The organism is Roseicyclus sp., from assembly GCF_018402035.1.
In the GTDB taxonomy this organism is placed as follows: Bacteria; Pseudomonadota; Alphaproteobacteria; order Rhodobacterales; family Rhodobacteraceae; genus Roseicyclus.
This window is the reverse complement of sequence record NZ_JAGYJN010000003.1, coordinates 327,726-341,353: the sequence shown is the minus strand read 5'-3', so window position 1 is coordinate 341,353 and position 13,628 is coordinate 327,726. Positions and strand designations below refer to the sequence as shown.

General features: G+C 63.2%; 15 protein-coding genes and 1 riboswitch. Of the genes, 11 read left to right on the top strand and 4 right to left on the bottom strand.

The annotated features are described in order from the left end of the window. The first annotated feature begins 23 nt into the window (after positions 1 to 23). From dapF to KG698_RS07650, 9 genes are all read left to right on the top strand, one after another. Positions 24 to 860: a diaminopimelate epimerase gene (gene dapF, locus KG698_RS07690; protein ID WP_300983197.1), complete on the top strand. Its 837-nt coding sequence runs from the start codon at positions 24 to 26 to the stop codon at positions 858 to 860. Then, positions 857 to 2,116, top strand: a complete 1,260-nt coding sequence (gene mtaB, locus KG698_RS07685) for a tRNA (N(6)-L-threonylcarbamoyladenosine(37)-C(2))-methylthiotransferase MtaB (protein ID WP_213684972.1) — start codon at positions 857 to 859, stop codon at positions 2,114 to 2,116. Before dapF ends, mtaB begins: the two co-directional genes overlap by 4 nt. Positions 2,117 to 2,131: 15 nt before the next feature. Further along, a complete protein-coding gene (locus tag KG698_RS07680) occupies positions 2,132 to 2,785 on the top strand; it encodes an FMN-binding negative transcriptional regulator (RefSeq protein WP_213684971.1) in 654 nt (217 codons plus the stop codon). 31 nt (positions 2,786 to 2,816) lie between these two features. Continuing rightward, positions 2,817 to 3,098: a hypothetical protein gene (locus KG698_RS07675; protein ID WP_213684970.1), complete on the top strand. Its 282-nt coding sequence runs from the start codon at positions 2,817 to 2,819 to the stop codon at positions 3,096 to 3,098. A gap of 2 nt (positions 3,099 to 3,100) precedes the next feature. Next, on the top strand, positions 3,101 to 3,700 hold the full coding sequence (locus KG698_RS07670) for a glutathione S-transferase (protein ID WP_213685015.1): 600 nt from the start codon (positions 3,101 to 3,103) through the stop codon (positions 3,698 to 3,700). Beyond that, entirely contained in the window at positions 3,697 to 4,122 is a 426-nt protein-coding gene (locus tag KG698_RS07665) for a GNAT family N-acetyltransferase (protein WP_213684969.1), read from the top strand. The genes KG698_RS07670 and KG698_RS07665 overlap by 4 nt, the downstream gene beginning before the upstream one ends. A 251-nt stretch (positions 4,123 to 4,373) precedes the next feature. After that, positions 4,374 to 4,949: a ubiquinol-cytochrome c reductase iron-sulfur subunit gene (gene petA, locus KG698_RS07660; protein ID WP_213684968.1), complete on the top strand. Its 576-nt coding sequence runs from the start codon at positions 4,374 to 4,376 to the stop codon at positions 4,947 to 4,949. A 17-nt stretch (positions 4,950 to 4,966) separates the two neighbouring features. Then, complete coding sequence (locus KG698_RS07655) at positions 4,967 to 6,313, top strand: cytochrome b N-terminal domain-containing protein (RefSeq protein ID WP_213684967.1); 1,347 nt, start codon at positions 4,967 to 4,969, stop codon at positions 6,311 to 6,313. A gap of 17 nt (positions 6,314 to 6,330) precedes the next feature. Further along, a complete protein-coding gene (locus KG698_RS07650; RefSeq protein WP_213684966.1) occupies positions 6,331 to 7,140 on the top strand; it encodes a cytochrome c1 in 810 nt (269 codons plus the stop codon). Between the two features lie 72 nt (positions 7,141 to 7,212). Here KG698_RS07650 and KG698_RS07645 read toward each other — a convergent pair whose 3' ends face one another. Genes KG698_RS07645 through thiB form a run of 3 tightly spaced genes read right to left on the bottom strand, consistent with a single transcriptional unit; the run spans position 7,213 to position 10,416 of the window. After that, a complete protein-coding gene (locus KG698_RS07645; RefSeq protein WP_213684965.1) occupies positions 7,213 to 7,902 on the bottom strand; it encodes an ATP-binding cassette domain-containing protein in 690 nt (229 codons plus the stop codon). Next, positions 7,886 to 9,454, bottom strand: a complete 1,569-nt coding sequence (locus tag KG698_RS07640) for an ABC transporter permease subunit (RefSeq protein WP_213684964.1) — start codon at positions 9,452 to 9,454, stop codon at positions 7,886 to 7,888. The genes KG698_RS07645 and KG698_RS07640 overlap by 17 nt, the downstream gene beginning before the upstream one ends. Continuing rightward, on the bottom strand, positions 9,430 to 10,416 hold the full coding sequence (gene thiB / locus KG698_RS07635; protein ID WP_213684963.1) for a thiamine ABC transporter substrate binding subunit: 987 nt from the start codon (positions 10,414 to 10,416) through the stop codon (positions 9,430 to 9,432). The genes KG698_RS07640 and thiB overlap by 25 nt, the downstream gene beginning before the upstream one ends. A gap of 46 nt (positions 10,417 to 10,462) precedes the next feature. Continuing rightward, a riboswitch (TPP riboswitch) is annotated at positions 10,463 to 10,567 on the bottom strand. A gap of 95 nt (positions 10,568 to 10,662) precedes the next feature. Here thiB and aroC point away from each other — a divergent pair. Beyond that, positions 10,663 to 11,763: a chorismate synthase gene (aroC, locus tag KG698_RS07630; protein ID WP_213684962.1), complete on the top strand. Its 1,101-nt coding sequence runs from the start codon at positions 10,663 to 10,665 to the stop codon at positions 11,761 to 11,763. Positions 11,764 to 12,012: 249 nt separating this feature from the next. Next, positions 12,013 to 12,651 (top strand): hypothetical protein, encoded by a 639-nt coding sequence (locus KG698_RS07625; RefSeq protein ID WP_213684961.1) that lies wholly within the window; start codon positions 12,013 to 12,015, stop codon positions 12,649 to 12,651. Positions 12,652 to 12,684: 33 nt separating this feature from the next. Here KG698_RS07625 and KG698_RS07620 read toward each other — a convergent pair whose 3' ends face one another. Continuing rightward, positions 12,685 to 13,557, bottom strand: coding sequence for a DMT family transporter (locus tag KG698_RS07620; RefSeq protein WP_213684960.1), 873 nt, complete (start codon positions 13,555 to 13,557; stop codon positions 12,685 to 12,687). Between the last annotated feature and the right edge of the window lie 71 nt (positions 13,558 to 13,628).

Genomic DNA, 13,628 nt, shown 5'->3' with positions numbered 1-13,628 from the left:
ACCCGGCGTATATGGCGCGGATGATGGATAACACGCCCCTCTCCGGCCTGCCCTTTCTCAAGATGCATGGGCTTGGCAATGATTTCGTGGTGATCGATGCGCGCGTCACGGCGATGCCCGTGACGGCGGCACTTGCGCGCACGCTGGCTGACCGTCACCGCGGTGTGGGCTTCGACCAGTTGGCGGTGATCGAAGAGGATGCCGAGGCCGATCTCAGGCTGACCTTTTGGAATGCTGATGGCTCGCTCTCGGCGGCTTGCGGCAACGCCACGCGCTGCATTGCCCGCCACGAGATGGACCGGCGCGGGATCGCTGCGCTTCGCCTGCGCACCGAGCGGGGGATTTTGCACGCCTTCGATGCAGGCGGTGGGCTGACATCCGTGAACATGGGCCAACCGATGACAGATTGGGCCGATATCCCGCTCGCCCATGCGATGGATACACTGCACCTGCCCATCGCGGGCGATCCGGTCGCCACCGGCATGGGCAACCCGCATTGCAGCTTTTTCGTCGCTGATGCCTGCGCGGTCGATCTGGCCAAGATGGGCGCGCAGATGGAACATCATCCGCTTTTCCCCGCGCGCACCAATGTACAGTTTGCCCATCTGTTGGCACCCGACCATCTGCGCATGCGGGTCTGGGAACGCGGCGCTGGCGTCACGCTGGCCTCTGGCTCATCCTCTTGCGCCGTGGCGGTGGCCGCAGTTCGGCGGGGGCTGACGGGGCGCAAGGTCAAGATCACGCTTGATGGCGGCGATATCTGGATCGATTGGCGCGATGACGGTGTCTGGATGACCGGCCCCACGGCCACGGTGTTTTCCGGCGTGCTGACGCCCGAATGGCTGGCAGCGGTGCGATGAGCACCAAGCCGCCCGTTTTCCACACGCTGGGCTGCCGCCTCAACGCCTATGAGACCGAGGCGATGCGCGAGATGACAACAGCGGCGGGGCTGTCGGATCTGGTGATCGTCAACACCTGCGCCGTGACGGCCGAGGCGGTGCGCAAGGCGCGCCAAGACATCCGCCGCCTGCGCCGCCAGAACCCCGACGCCACGCTAATCGTCACCGGTTGCGCCGCCCAGACCGAACCCGAGACCTTCGCCGCCATGCCCGAGGTCGACCGGGTGATCGGCAATACCGAGAAAATGCAGGCCGGAACATGGGCCAGCATGGCCGCCGATTTTGTGGGCGAGACAGAGCGGGTGCAGGTCGATGACATCATGTCGGTTACGGAAACGGCGGGCCATCTAATCGACGGCTTCGGCACCCGTGCGCGCGCCTATGTGCAGGTGCAAAACGGCTGTGATCACCGCTGCACCTTTTGCATCATCCCCTTTGGTCGCGGCAATTCGCGGTCCGTGCCTGCCGGTGTCGTGGTCGATCAGATCAAGCGGCTGGTCGAACGCGGCTACAACGAGGTGGTGCTGACCGGCGTTGATCTGACAAGCTGGGGTGCCGACCTGCCCGGTGCGCCGCGCTTGGGCGATCTGGTGATGCGCATCTTGCGGCTGGTGCCGGATCTGGCGCGGCTGCGGATTTCCTCCATCGACTCCATCGAGGCCGACGAGAACCTGATGGCGGCGATTGCGACCGAGCCGCGTTTGATGCCGCATCTGCACCTGTCTTTGCAGCATGGCGATGATCTGATCCTCAAGCGGATGAAGCGCCGCCATTTGCGCGACGATGCGATCCGTTTCTGCGAAGAGGCGCGCCGCCTGCGCCCCGATATGGTCTTTGGGGCCGATATCATCGCGGGCTTCCCGACCGAGACGGAAGCCGCCTTTGAAAATTCCCTCAAGCTGGTCGAAGACTGCGGACTGACATGGCTGCATGTCTTTCCCTATTCGCCCCGGCCCGGCACCCCCGCCGCGCGGATGCCGCAAGTCGCGGGTGCCGCGATCAAGGACCGCGCCGCGCGGCTGCGCGATGCAGGGGCCGCCGCCGTGGCGGCGCACCTTGCCACGCAACAGGGCAAGACCCATCACATCTTGATGGAAAACCCGCGCATGGGCCGGACCGAGCAATTCACCGAAGTTGATTTCAGCACCGATCAGCCCGAGGGTGCGATCATCACCGCCCAGATCACCGGGCATGCAGGCGCGCGCCTGACGGCGTGAACAAGGGGATAACCGATGCATCCCAACCCAGCCTTTCGCGGCGAGGCCGAGGCGCTGAACATCGCCTTTGCGCGAACGCGCGGTTTTGGCACGCTCTGCGTCAACGGCGATCAGGGGCCGATGCTGGCGCATGTGCCGTTCTGGCTGAATGACGATGCCACGGGGGGCGAATTGCATCTGGTGCGTTCGAACCCCATCGCGCGCGCGGTCCTTGGGCCGACCCCTGTGGTGATCGCGGTGATGGGTCCAGATGGCTATATCTCGCCCGATTGGTATGGCGACCCGGCGCAGGTGCCGACATGGAATTATGTCGCCGTGCATCTGCGTGGGCAGCTGATGCCCGCCGATGCAGGCGATATGCGCCGTCATCTCGACCGCGTTTCCGCCCATTTCGAGGATCGCTTGGCACCGAAAAAGCCGTGGACCGTCGACAAGATGCCTGATGAGACGCTGGAGCGGATGATGCGGGGGATCTTGCCCTTTCGCTTCACGCTCGAAAGCGTCGCGGGCACATGGAAGCTAAACCAGAACAAGACCGAAGGCGCACGGCTTGGGGCCGCCGCACAGGTCCGCGCCTCGCAGATCGGGCATGAGGTCGAAACGCTGTCGCGGCTGATGGTCGATGGCCCGCCCGCGATGGACAGCGACACGCCCTTCCCCTATCTTTAAGCGGAATTCCAGCCGCAAGGGAGGTCGCAGCTTGGCTCTATCACTCGTCCCGATTGCAGGCCTCGTGTTGCGTTACGGCGCGGTCGCGGCCCTTGCCTATGCTGCGGCAACCCGCGCCCGGCCAAGGCGGCTTGATCCCGCCACCGAAGACGCGCTTGACCAGACGCCCGAGGGCGCAGCCATCGGTCATGCGCCGGGGCAGTTGAATGGCACCGCGCGTTGGTGCCGCAACATTCGCCTTGGGCCGAATGGCCCGGGCATGGAGATTGACCTATCCGCGCTGGCGCGGCTGCGCATAAGGAAAATCGCATGAGCATGGAACTCTTGGGTTCGCCCGCCTCCCCCTTTGTGCGCAAAGTTTGCGTGATGATCGCCGAGGCGGGGATTGTCGATGTCCCGCTGGTGCAGGTGGCCGCGTCACCGCTGGGCGGCGAGGATAGGCTAAACACGGCCAACCCTTTGGGCAAAATCCCGGCACTGATCCGTCCCGATGCGCCAACGCTTTACGACAGCCGCGTGATCACCCGCTATCTTGATGCCACCTACGGTGCAGGGTTCTACCCCGAGGCGCGGCTTTGGGATGTGCTGACGATTGAGGCGACCGCCGATGGCATTATGGATGCGGCCGTCAGCCTGACCTATGAAAGGCGCTTTCGCGCGCCCGAGATCCAGTTCGCACAATGGATGGATGGGCAGTGGACCAAGATCGCCCGCGCGCTCGATGCGCTGGAGGGGCTTTGGCTCAGCCATTTGAACGGGCCGCTTGATATGGGCCAGATCGCGGTGGGCAGCGCGCTGGGCTATCTTGATTTCCGCCATGATGATCGCGGCTGGCGCAATGGGCGCGACGGGCTTGCCGCATGGTATGCCGCCTTCGCCAACCGCCCCGCGATGCAGGCGACCCAGCCCGGATGAGAATAGCGAAAGCCGAGGACGAAACAGCACGCGCGGCGTGCTTTGCCGTGCGGCGCGCCGTGTTCATCGACGAGCAAAACATCCCCGAGGCCGAGGAATGGGATGAGGCCGACAAGACCTGCACCCATTTCTTGGCTGAGGACGACAGCGGCCCCATGGGCTGTGCGCGGCTGATCGCGCAGGGTGACACCGCCAAGATCGGCCGCGTCGCGGTCATGGCACCGGCGCGCGGCACGGGGCTGGGCCGCGCGATCATGGAACATGTGATGGCTTCCGCCCGCGCGGCGGGTTTCACCCATGCGCTGCTTGAGGCGCAGCTTTACGTCATCCCCTTTTACGAAGGCTTGGGCTTCATCGCCGAAGGGCCAGAATATGACGATGGATCGGGTATCTTGCACCGCGTGATGCGCCGCCAACTCTAGCGTGCAGCACCCGGCCTGCGGGCAGTGTGGCGCGCACCCTACCGCGTGGGTTGCGCCCTTTGCCCTTTTGGCCGGAAAATGCTGGTAAAGCTGCGACATTTCGGCGTAGATGCGCGCGTTTGTCCGCTGGACGCCTATAACCTTAACCCATAGACAGCGTGCCAGCCGGGCGTGGGGAAGATTCCCTTCGTCCTTTCGGGGTTTGAAGGTCCGGCAACCCACGGACCGAAAGCAAGGGGAGACGCGAAACCGTGTCACACGCCGAAGACCAAAGCGGTGATCGCCGCGATTTTCTATACTACGCAACGGCCGGCGTTGGTGCCGTCACCGTCGGTGCCGCTGTTTGGCCGCTGGTCAACCAGATGAACCCATCGGCGGATGTGCAAGCGGCCAGCCAGATGCGTGTTGATGTCTCTGGCGTGTCCGAAGGCACGCAGTTGACGGTGCTTTTCTTGGGCAAGCCGGTGTTTATCCGCCGCCGCACCGCCGACGAGATCGAAGCCGCGCGCGCCGTCGATCTGGCCGATCTGGTCGACCGCGACGCCCGCAACCCCAACATCGGCCCGATCGAGGCCGCCGATGAAAACCGGTCCATGCCGGATTATTCGGGCGAGAATACCGGCGAATGGCTGGTTCAGATCGGCGTTTGCACCCATCTGGGCTGCGTTCCCATCGGTGATGGCGCTGGCGATTTCGGTGGGTGGTTCTGCCCCTGCCACGGTTCGCATTACGACAGCTCGGGCCGCATCCGTCGCGGACCCGCACCCGAAAACCTGCCCATCCCCATGGCATCGTTCGTGGATGACACCACGATCCTGCTCGGCTGAACGAGGGAGATATAGATATGTCTGGAATTCCCCACGACCATTATGAGCCGAAAAGCAACGCTGAAAAGTGGTTGCATCGGCGTCTGCCCATCGTGTCGCTGATGTATGACACGCTGATGATCCCGACCCCCAAGAACCTCAACTGGATGTGGATCTGGGGCATCGTGCTGACAGTTTGCCTTGTGATGCAGATCGTGACCGGCATCATCCTCGTCATGCACTACACACCGCATGTCGACATGGCCTTTGCCAGCGTCGAGCATATCATGCGCAACGTAAATGGTGGCTGGGCGATCCGTTATATTCACCAAAACGGCGCATCGCTGTTCTTTATTGCCGTGTATCTGCACATCTTCCGCGGTCTTTACTACGGCTCGTACAAAGCCCCGCGCGAGATTACGTGGATCATCGGCATGCTCATCTACCTGATGATGATGGGCACGGCCTTCATGGGCTATGTGCTGCCTTGGGGTCAGATGTCGTTCTGGGGTGCCACCGTGATCACCGGCCTGTTTGGCGCGATCCCCTTCGTGGGCGATGCGATCCAGACATGGCTTTTGGGTGGACCTGCGGTCGATAACGCAACGCTCAACCGCTTCTTGTCGCTGCATTACCTGCTGCCCTTCGTGATCTTGGGCCTTGTGATCTTGCATATTTGGGCTTTCCACACGACCGGCAACAATAACCCCACGGGTGTTGAAGTACGCCGGACGTCGAAGAAAGACGCCGAAGCCGACACGCTCCCCTTCTGGCCCTATTTCGTGATCAAGGATCTGTTCGCGCTCGCCGTGATCATGGCCGCCTTCTTTGCGATTGTGGGTTTCATGCCGAACTTCCTCGGCCACCCCGATAACTACATCGAGGCGAACCCGCTGGTGACACCCGCATTCATCGTGCCGGAGTGGTATTTCCTGCCCTTCTACGCGATCTTGCGCGCCTTCGACGGTGAGGTTTGGCTGGTGATCTTGGTCGATTTCCTGACCGCGGGCATCGTTGACGCCAAGTTCTTCGGCGTTCTGGCGATGTTCGGTGCGATCGTCGTAATGGCGCTGGCACCGTGGCTTGACACATCATCGGTGCGCTCGGGCCGCTATCGCCCAATGTTCAAGTGGTGGTTCTGGATCTTCATCGTGAACTTCTTTGTTCTGATGTGGGCCGGGGCAATGCCCGCCGAAGGCATCTACCCGTATATCGCCCTGGTCGGTTCGGCCTATTGGTTCGCCTATTTCCTCGTGATCTTGCCGCTGTTGGGCGTGATCGAAAAGCCGCTGGCCCAGCCCGCGACCATCGAGGAAGACTTTAACGCGCACTACGGCAAAACCGGCGGGCAGGGCGGCGCGACTGCCCCCACCCCGGCCGAGTGAGAGAGAGGACACTGAGTATGCTCAGGAAACTTATCATCAACACGGCCATGGCGGCAGTGCTGGCCCTGTCGTCTGGCGTTGCCTTCGCAGCGGGTGGCGAACGCTATGTGGAAAACTACGCCTTCCCGCATGAGGGGCCATTTGGCCGCTTTGACCAGACCCAGCTTCAGCGCGGTCTGCAGGTCTACACCCAAGTCTGCGCCGCCTGTCACGGGCTGCGCTACGTGCCGCTGCGCACCCTCTCAGATGAGGGTGGCCCGGGCTTGAGCGAAGAAGAGGTACGCGCCTATATCGAGCAGAACTACATCGAAGTGTATGATGCAGAACTGCAAGACTGGCGCGCGGCCACACCAAACGACCATTTTCCGCAATCGTCGATGGAAAATGCCCCTGACCTCAGCCTGATGACCAAGGCGCGGGCCGGCTTCACCGGGCCCTACGGCCTTGCGCTGAACCCGCTGTTCAAGGGCATGGGCGGTTCGGAATATGTCGCCTCGCTTTTGACCCATTACACCGGGTCCGAGAAGGAAGAGTTCGGCGCAATCCTTTACGGCAACGAGACCTATGGCGGCTATTTCGCCATGTCCCCGCCGCTGTGGGATGGTGCCGTGGAATACGGCGATGGCACCGAGGCGACTGTTGAACAGATGGCGCTTGATGTGGCGTCTTTCCTGACATGGACAGCAGAGCCCAAGCTGATGGCACGCAAGCAGATGGGCTTTACCGCCGTGTTGATGCTGAGCTTGTTGGCCGTGCTGCTCTATCTGAGCAACAAGCGGCTTTGGGCACCGGTCAAGGCACGCGCCAAAGGCTACCCGGCCGAGTAATCTTGGCCTATCGCTAAGACAAAACGCGCCCCACGGGGCGCGTTTTTCGTTTGCGCCGATGATGGTGCGCCGTCACAGCCATGGCTGCAAGATAGGATCGGGCGCATCGCGCAAGCCCGCCATCGGCGTATCCAACACCAATTTGCCATCTTCCAAGAGCCAAAGCCGGTCGCACAACCGCTCGGCATCGCGCAGGTCATGACAGGCCATGAGAAGCGTCAGCCCGCGCCGCTCAGACATAGATTTGAGCAGCGCCAGCATCTCGGCCCGCAGACCGGGATCAAGGGCCGCAAAGGGTTCATCCAATAACGCCAATGGCCGGTCACGCAGCAGCATCCGCGCCAGACCCACCCGCGCCTGTTGCCCACCCGACAGCGTGGCGGGCCGCCTGTCGCCCATATCGCCCAAGCCCACATCGGTGAGGCTTTGGGCCACGCGGTCGCGCTGATCGGGCGATAGGCGCAGATCGGGGCGGAGCCCGAGCGACACATTGTCGAAGACACTCAGATGCGGAAACAGATTGCCGTCCTGAAACAGGATCGACATCGGCCGCGCGGCGACGAGCGCCTCGGTGATATCGGCACCATCCCACAAGATGCGTCCAAGGTCGGGCTGCAAAAAGCCCGCGATCAGTGACAAAAGCGTGCTCTTGCCACTTCCCGATGGGCCAAGAACCGCGACCCGCGTTGCCCGATCGACCACTGCCGAGAGCGATAGCGTAAAGCCATCTTGTGTCAGCGCCAGATTATCGAGTTGCAGCATCCAGCCGTCCCCCACGGTCAAACAACCAAAACAGCCCAAGCGTCAGCACCATGAGCAGCAGCGCCGCCCCTTGCGCGTCATCGGTGCGATAGGCCCCCATCAGCCGGTACATCTCAAGCGGAAGCGTGCCCTGCCCCGGCATGGAGAACAGCGCGATCACGCCAAGATCGCCCATCGAGAACGCCGCCGCCAACCCCGCGCCAAAGCCCAAGGGGCGCGCGAGACGCGGCAAGATCGCATGGCGGAGCCGCGCCAAGCCGCGCATGCCCAGCGCATCGGCCAAGCGGCCCTGCGTCGCCTCGGCCATGATCGCCGCAGGCACCAGCGCGCGCAGGATAAAGGGCAGCGCCACCAGCGCATTGACCAGCCCCGTGATGGGCAAGGCCAGCGCCACCGGATTGGCGATGGACCTGATCACGATGAAAAGCCCTGTTCCGATCACTAAAGGCGAGACCGCGATTGTTAGAAAGGCCAGCATCTCGACCAGCCCGGGCCGGGCCAGCCGCGCGGTCAAAAGCGCGATGGGCAGGGCCAGTGCCACCGCCAGCGCGGTCGAGGCCAGCGCCAAAAGGATAGACCGCAGCGCCGCCGCCCAAACCTGTGGCGGCAAGCTGGGCAGCGCGGGCAACCCCTTGAGCGCTACGGCCAGCATCGGCAAAAGCAAGAAAAGGGCTGCGGCTATGATCGCGGCCACATCAAACAGACGCGCCCATGCGCTGTCACCGGGCCAAGGCAATGCTGGCCGGTCAAGGCCCGCGCCCACCTCTTGGCGGCGGATCGCGCCGAAGGCCAGCGCGCCCGCTGTCACGCAGATCGCGACTTGGATCAGCCCCAAAAGCGCCGCGCGCCCAAGGTCGAAATCGAAGCGAAAGGCTTGGTAGATCGCAAGTTCGACCGTGGTGGCGCGCGGCCCGCCGCCAAGGATCAGCGCCACCGCAAAGCTCGTGGTGCAGATCAAAAAGATCAACAGCCCCGCCCCCGGCAGCACCGCGCGCAAAAGCGGGCGCTCGAAATGGCGGCGCATGTCGCGGGCGGAAAACCCCAGCGATGTGGCAAGCCGCATCCGTTCGGCGGGTATCACCTGCCAGCCCTGCAAGATGAGACGCACCGCCAAGGGCAGGTTCAGGAACACATGCGCCTGCACAACGCCCTGTAGCCCGTAAATGTCGACCCGCCCCAGCCCGATCCCCGCCAGCGCGTCATTCAACCATCCGGCGCGACCGAACACCGCCAAAAGGCCCAGCACCGCGACGATGACCGGCAAAAGAAACGGCGCGCCCATCAAGGTGACAAGCGCACCGCGCCCTGAGAACGACCGCCGCGCCAGCGCGCGCGCCACGGGGATGGCCAGCGCCACGCTGAACAGTGCCGACAGCGCGGCTTGCCAGAGCGTAAAGCGGATCGCGGCCAGATCGCCGGGGCCGAGCGCGGGGGGCCAATCGGCGCGCGCCATCACCGCGCCCAGCGGCACCAGCACGCAAAGCAAGACGAGCGCGACACTTGCCGCGCCCGCCCATTGGATCACGCTCAGCGGGCGAGCGCGGCTTGCCATATCGCCAAGGCCGCATCCCGCATCGCGGGGGCGTCATCCGGCGCCACCAGCAATGCCGTTTCGGGCTGGATCAAGGTATCAAACCCATCGGGGAGCGCTGCGGGGTCAAGGGCTGCGGGATACATCCAGTTGGTCGTTGGGATCACCTCTTGAAAGGCGGGCTGCAGCATGAACTCCAAGAAAGCCGTGGCAAGTTCCGGCTGGTCGCTGCCCGCAAGCATCCCGGCCACCTCGATCTGCATATAATGCCCCTCCTCGAAGTGGGCGGCGGCATAGCCTGCATCCTCTTCGGCGATCAGGTGATAGGCGGGCGATGTGGTATAGCTCAGCACCATATCGGCCTCGCCTTCCAGGAACAGGCCATAGGCCTCGGACCAGCCGGGGGTGACGGTGACGATATTGTCTGACAACCCCTCCCAGATCGCGGCGGCATTGTCGCCATGCGCGGCCTGCACCCACATCAAAAGCCCAAGGCCGGGGGTCGAGGATCGGGGGTCTTGGATCACGATGGAGATATCCGAGGCCGCAAGGGCGCCAAAGGATGTCGGCACATTGGCCAGATCAGCGCGGTGGACAAAGGCGAAATAGCCCCAATCAAAGGGCAGGAATTCGGCGTCATCCCAAGCAACCGGCAGGGTCAGGCCTGTGGGCGTAATGCCATGGGGGGCAAATAACCCCGTTTCGCGCGCGGCAGCCGTCAGGTTGGTATCAAGGCCCAGCACGATATCGGCCTCGGTGGCGTCGCCCTCCAGCCGCAACCGCGCCAAAAGTGCTGCGCCATCGCCTGCACCCACGAATTGCAGGTCACAGGCGCATTGCGCCTCGAACGCCGCCTCAATCGCGGGGCCGGGGCCCCAATCAGAGACGAAGCTGTCATAGGTGTAGACCGTCAGCACCGGGGATTGCGCGAACGCCGCCCCCGCAACAACAGACAGTCCCGCAGCCATGATGGTGTGTTTCATTTCTCACTCCTCCATTGCGACGGGCGAAGTGAGGTCGGTCATGTCGTCATGACCCGCAGACCTTCCCTCCGCCGGTCCTAACCGGTTCAGGTTCAACGGGTTCACGCAACGCGCGCATCTCAGGCCAAACAGGCCACCCCGAGGTGTGACAACATCTAGTCTTGGCCATGGACAGGTGCAAGCGGCTTGGCATTTTCTTCGCTTGCCGTTACGCCCTTTGACACGGCAGCAAGGGATGATCGCGCGATGAGCCTCAACAGTTTCGGCCACATGTTCCGTGTCACGACCTGGGGCGAAAGCCACGGGCCAGCACTGGGTGCGACGGTCGATGGCTGCCCGCCGGGCGTGCCAGTCGTGGCCGAGGCGATCCAGCATTGGCTGGACCGGCGCAAACCGGGGCAGAACAAATACACCACCCAGCGCCGCGAACCCGATGAGGTGGAGATCCTCTCGGGTGTCTATGAAGGGCAATCGACCGGAACGCCGATCCAACTGATGATCCGCAATACCGACCAGCGGTCCAAGGATTACAGCGAGATTGCCGAGAAATTTCGTCCGGGTCATGCCGATATCACCTATTGGCAAAAATATGGCATCCGCGATCCGCGCGGCGGTGGGCGGTCCAGCGCGCGCGAAACGGCGGCGCGCGTGGCCGCAGGTGGTGTGGCGCGCGCCGCACTGGCGCAGATGGTGCCGGGGCTGAGCATCACAGGCTATATGGTGCAGATGGGGCCGCACGGCATTGACCGCGCGCGTTTCGACTGGGACCAGATCGAGGAAAACCCGTTTTGGACACCCGATCCGCAAGCCGCCGCCGATTGGGCCGATTACCTTGATGGCTTGCGCAAATCCGGCGACAGCGTGGGCGCGGTGATCGAGGTTGTGGCGCGCGGCGTGCCCGCTGGGCTTGGCGCGCCGATCTATGGCAAGCTCGACAGCGATTTGGCATCCGCGATGATGTCGATCAACGCGGTCAAGGGTGTTGAAATCGGCGATGGCATGGCCGCGGCGGCCCTGACCGGCAGCGCCAATGCCGATGAGATCAGCATGGGTGCGGATGGGCCAATCTATCGCTCGAACCACGCGGGCGGCATTCTTGGTGGGATATCCACAGGCCAAGATGTCGTGGTGCGGTTCGCGGTCAAACCAACCTCATCCATCCTGACGCCGCGCCAGACCATCACCAAATCGGGCGATCCGGCTGAGATCGTCACCAAAGGCCGCCACGATCCTTGCGTGGGCATCCGCGCGGTCCCCGTGGGCGAGGCGATGATGGCCTGTGTTCTGCTCGACCACATGCTGTTGCATCGCGGGCAGGTCGGACAGAATCGTGGCAAGATCGGCTAGGATTGGGCGGGAATTCCGAATTCGAAAAAGCCGTTCTGCGATCAATCCCTCTGGGGTGGCGCGGATTGTCGGTGGGCTGAAAACACTGCTTTGAAAGCACCAAAGCCTTGCCCCTTTTTCGCCATACTTGGCCGCGATTGCGTCTTAGCTGGGGAAGAAGTTGGATGTTTGCTCATGGGGGTTTCGGTGCGCCCACGATATTTGCTGCGCGTGGTCAAACTTGACTGGCTGCTGGTCACAGTAGGGCTGATGGCTCTCGCGCTTTTGGTGGCGAGTTTGATCCGCAGTGCGCCAGCCTATCCGGTCACAGCGTTTGGTACCAAGATTGGCGGCCTGCGCGCCTTGGGCGCGACCGAGCGTTTGGTTCTTTTCGAAGATCTCAGCACTGGTCCCGCGCCCGATTGGTCGGGCGGAAAGCGCGATGACACGCAGGTCGGGCTTGGCGCGATCTGGTTGGCCACGCCCGGCGATGCACCGATGACGCGCCGGATCGCCCTTCCACCACAGACGCAGCGCAGCATCGTGACCATGGATCTGATCGCAATCGACGCTTGGGCGCTGGAGCGGCTGGAGCTTTCCGTGAATGGCGCACCGGTCTTGCGACAAAGCTTTTCCTCCCAACCCGATCTGATCGCAGCCCAGCATCGGGAGGTTTTGGCCCAAGATGGCATCACCTTGCGCAGCCGCTTGACAGGGCCGCAGGAATTGGGCTTTGCCGCTGGGCCGGGCCTTTTGGAAACCCGGCTATCGGTCGAAATGGCGATCACGACCACCGCGCCAGAGTTGCAGCTTTCGATCACGCCGCTGCCTGCGGCGGCGGGCATGGCCGATGGCGAACCGCCCCGTTGGGCGATTGACAATCTCGTGGTGATTGCCGTCACACCTTAGCGCGCGCAAAGCGCCGGTCAGCCAAGGGCGCGATCAAGCCGGACGCGCCCTTACCAATTGCACGGCCAAGATACCTGCTGCCACGATGGCCACGCCCAGCGCATCGACCCAGCTTAGCCCCTCGGCCAAAAGCAGGGCTGCGATGGCGACACCGAAGACCGGGTTGAGAAAGTGAAAGGTCGCGGCCCGCGTGGCCCCGATGCGGCGCACCAGCCAAAACCAGATCAGTGTCGCCACAAGCCCCGGCATCAAAGTGGTATAGCCAAAGGCCAGCACAAGCCGCGTGGACCAATCGACCGACCAGCTTTCGGTGAGCAGCGCAAATGGCGCAAGCGCCGCTGCACCCACCAGCATTTGCAGACCCACGACCATCAACAAATTGCCATTGCCCCCTGTCGCGCCTCGCATTGCCAAAGTGGCCACCGTCAGCGCCACCGCCGCGATCAGGCACAGCACGATACCCGTCGGATCGGCCCCGCCGCCCAAGCGCTGCGCCATGATCAAACCCACGCCACAAAAACCCGCCGCTAAGCCTACTACGCCCAGTAGCGGGAGCTTTTCGCGGAAAATCCCCCAATTCGCCGCCGCGACCAACAAGGGCATGGTCGAGGCGATGATCGCGGCAAGCGAGGCCTCGATCCATTGCATCGCAACGAAATTGAGCCCGAGGTAGAGCGCGTTCTGACAAATGCCAAAGATGATCACCGCGCGCCATTGGCCCGGCCCAAGGCGGAAGCTTTGACCCAAGGCCCGCGCGATGGCGATGCCGATCAACCCCGAGATCAAAAAGCGGATGGATAAGGCCGTGACCGGCGGCATGGCCTCGACGATCATCCGCGCCGAGGTAAAGGCGGACGACCAAATCAGGGCAAAGACGAGCCCGGCAAAAAATGCGCGGAAATCCATGGGGTCAGTCGGCCTCGGCCCAGAAAAGAGAAAGGGCCGCAGCCCATCTTGGGCGCGACCCTTTCACGAAA

Excerpts from the sequence above, each read along its gene's own strand:
- KG698_RS07650 (WP_213684966.1), top strand. The coding sequence starts at position 6,331 with ATGCTCAGGAAACTTATCATCAACACGGCCATGGCGGCAGTGCTGGCC.
- aroC (WP_213684962.1), top strand. The coding sequence starts at position 10,663 with ATGAGCCTCAACAGTTTCGGCCACATGTTCCGTGTCACGACCTGGGGC.
- KG698_RS07665 (WP_213684969.1), top strand. The coding sequence starts at position 3,697 with ATGAGAATAGCGAAAGCCGAGGACGAAACAGCACGCGCGGCGTGCTTT.
- KG698_RS07655 (WP_213684967.1), top strand. The coding sequence starts at position 4,967 with ATGTCTGGAATTCCCCACGACCATTATGAGCCGAAAAGCAACGCTGAA.
- KG698_RS07640 (WP_213684964.1), bottom strand. The coding sequence starts at position 9,454 with ATGGCAAGCCGCGCTCGCCCGCTGAGCGTGATCCAATGGGCGGGCGCG.
- KG698_RS07680 (WP_213684971.1), top strand. The coding sequence starts at position 2,132 with ATGCATCCCAACCCAGCCTTTCGCGGCGAGGCCGAGGCGCTGAACATC.
- KG698_RS07620 (WP_213684960.1), bottom strand. The coding sequence starts at position 13,557 with ATGGATTTCCGCGCATTTTTTGCCGGGCTCGTCTTTGCCCTGATTTGG.
- mtaB (WP_213684972.1), top strand. The coding sequence starts at position 857 with ATGAGCACCAAGCCGCCCGTTTTCCACACGCTGGGCTGCCGCCTCAAC.
- KG698_RS07670 (WP_213685015.1), top strand. The coding sequence starts at position 3,101 with ATGGAACTCTTGGGTTCGCCCGCCTCCCCCTTTGTGCGCAAAGTTTGC.
- KG698_RS07625 (WP_213684961.1), top strand. The coding sequence starts at position 12,013 with ATGGCTCTCGCGCTTTTGGTGGCGAGTTTGATCCGCAGTGCGCCAGCC.
- KG698_RS07645 (WP_213684965.1), bottom strand. The coding sequence starts at position 7,902 with ATGCTGCAACTCGATAATCTGGCGCTGACACAAGATGGCTTTACGCTA.
- thiB (WP_213684963.1), bottom strand. The coding sequence starts at position 10,416 with ATGAAACACACCATCATGGCTGCGGGACTGTCTGTTGTTGCGGGGGCG.
- dapF (WP_300983197.1), top strand. The coding sequence starts at position 24 with ATGGATAACACGCCCCTCTCCGGCCTGCCCTTTCTCAAGATGCATGGG.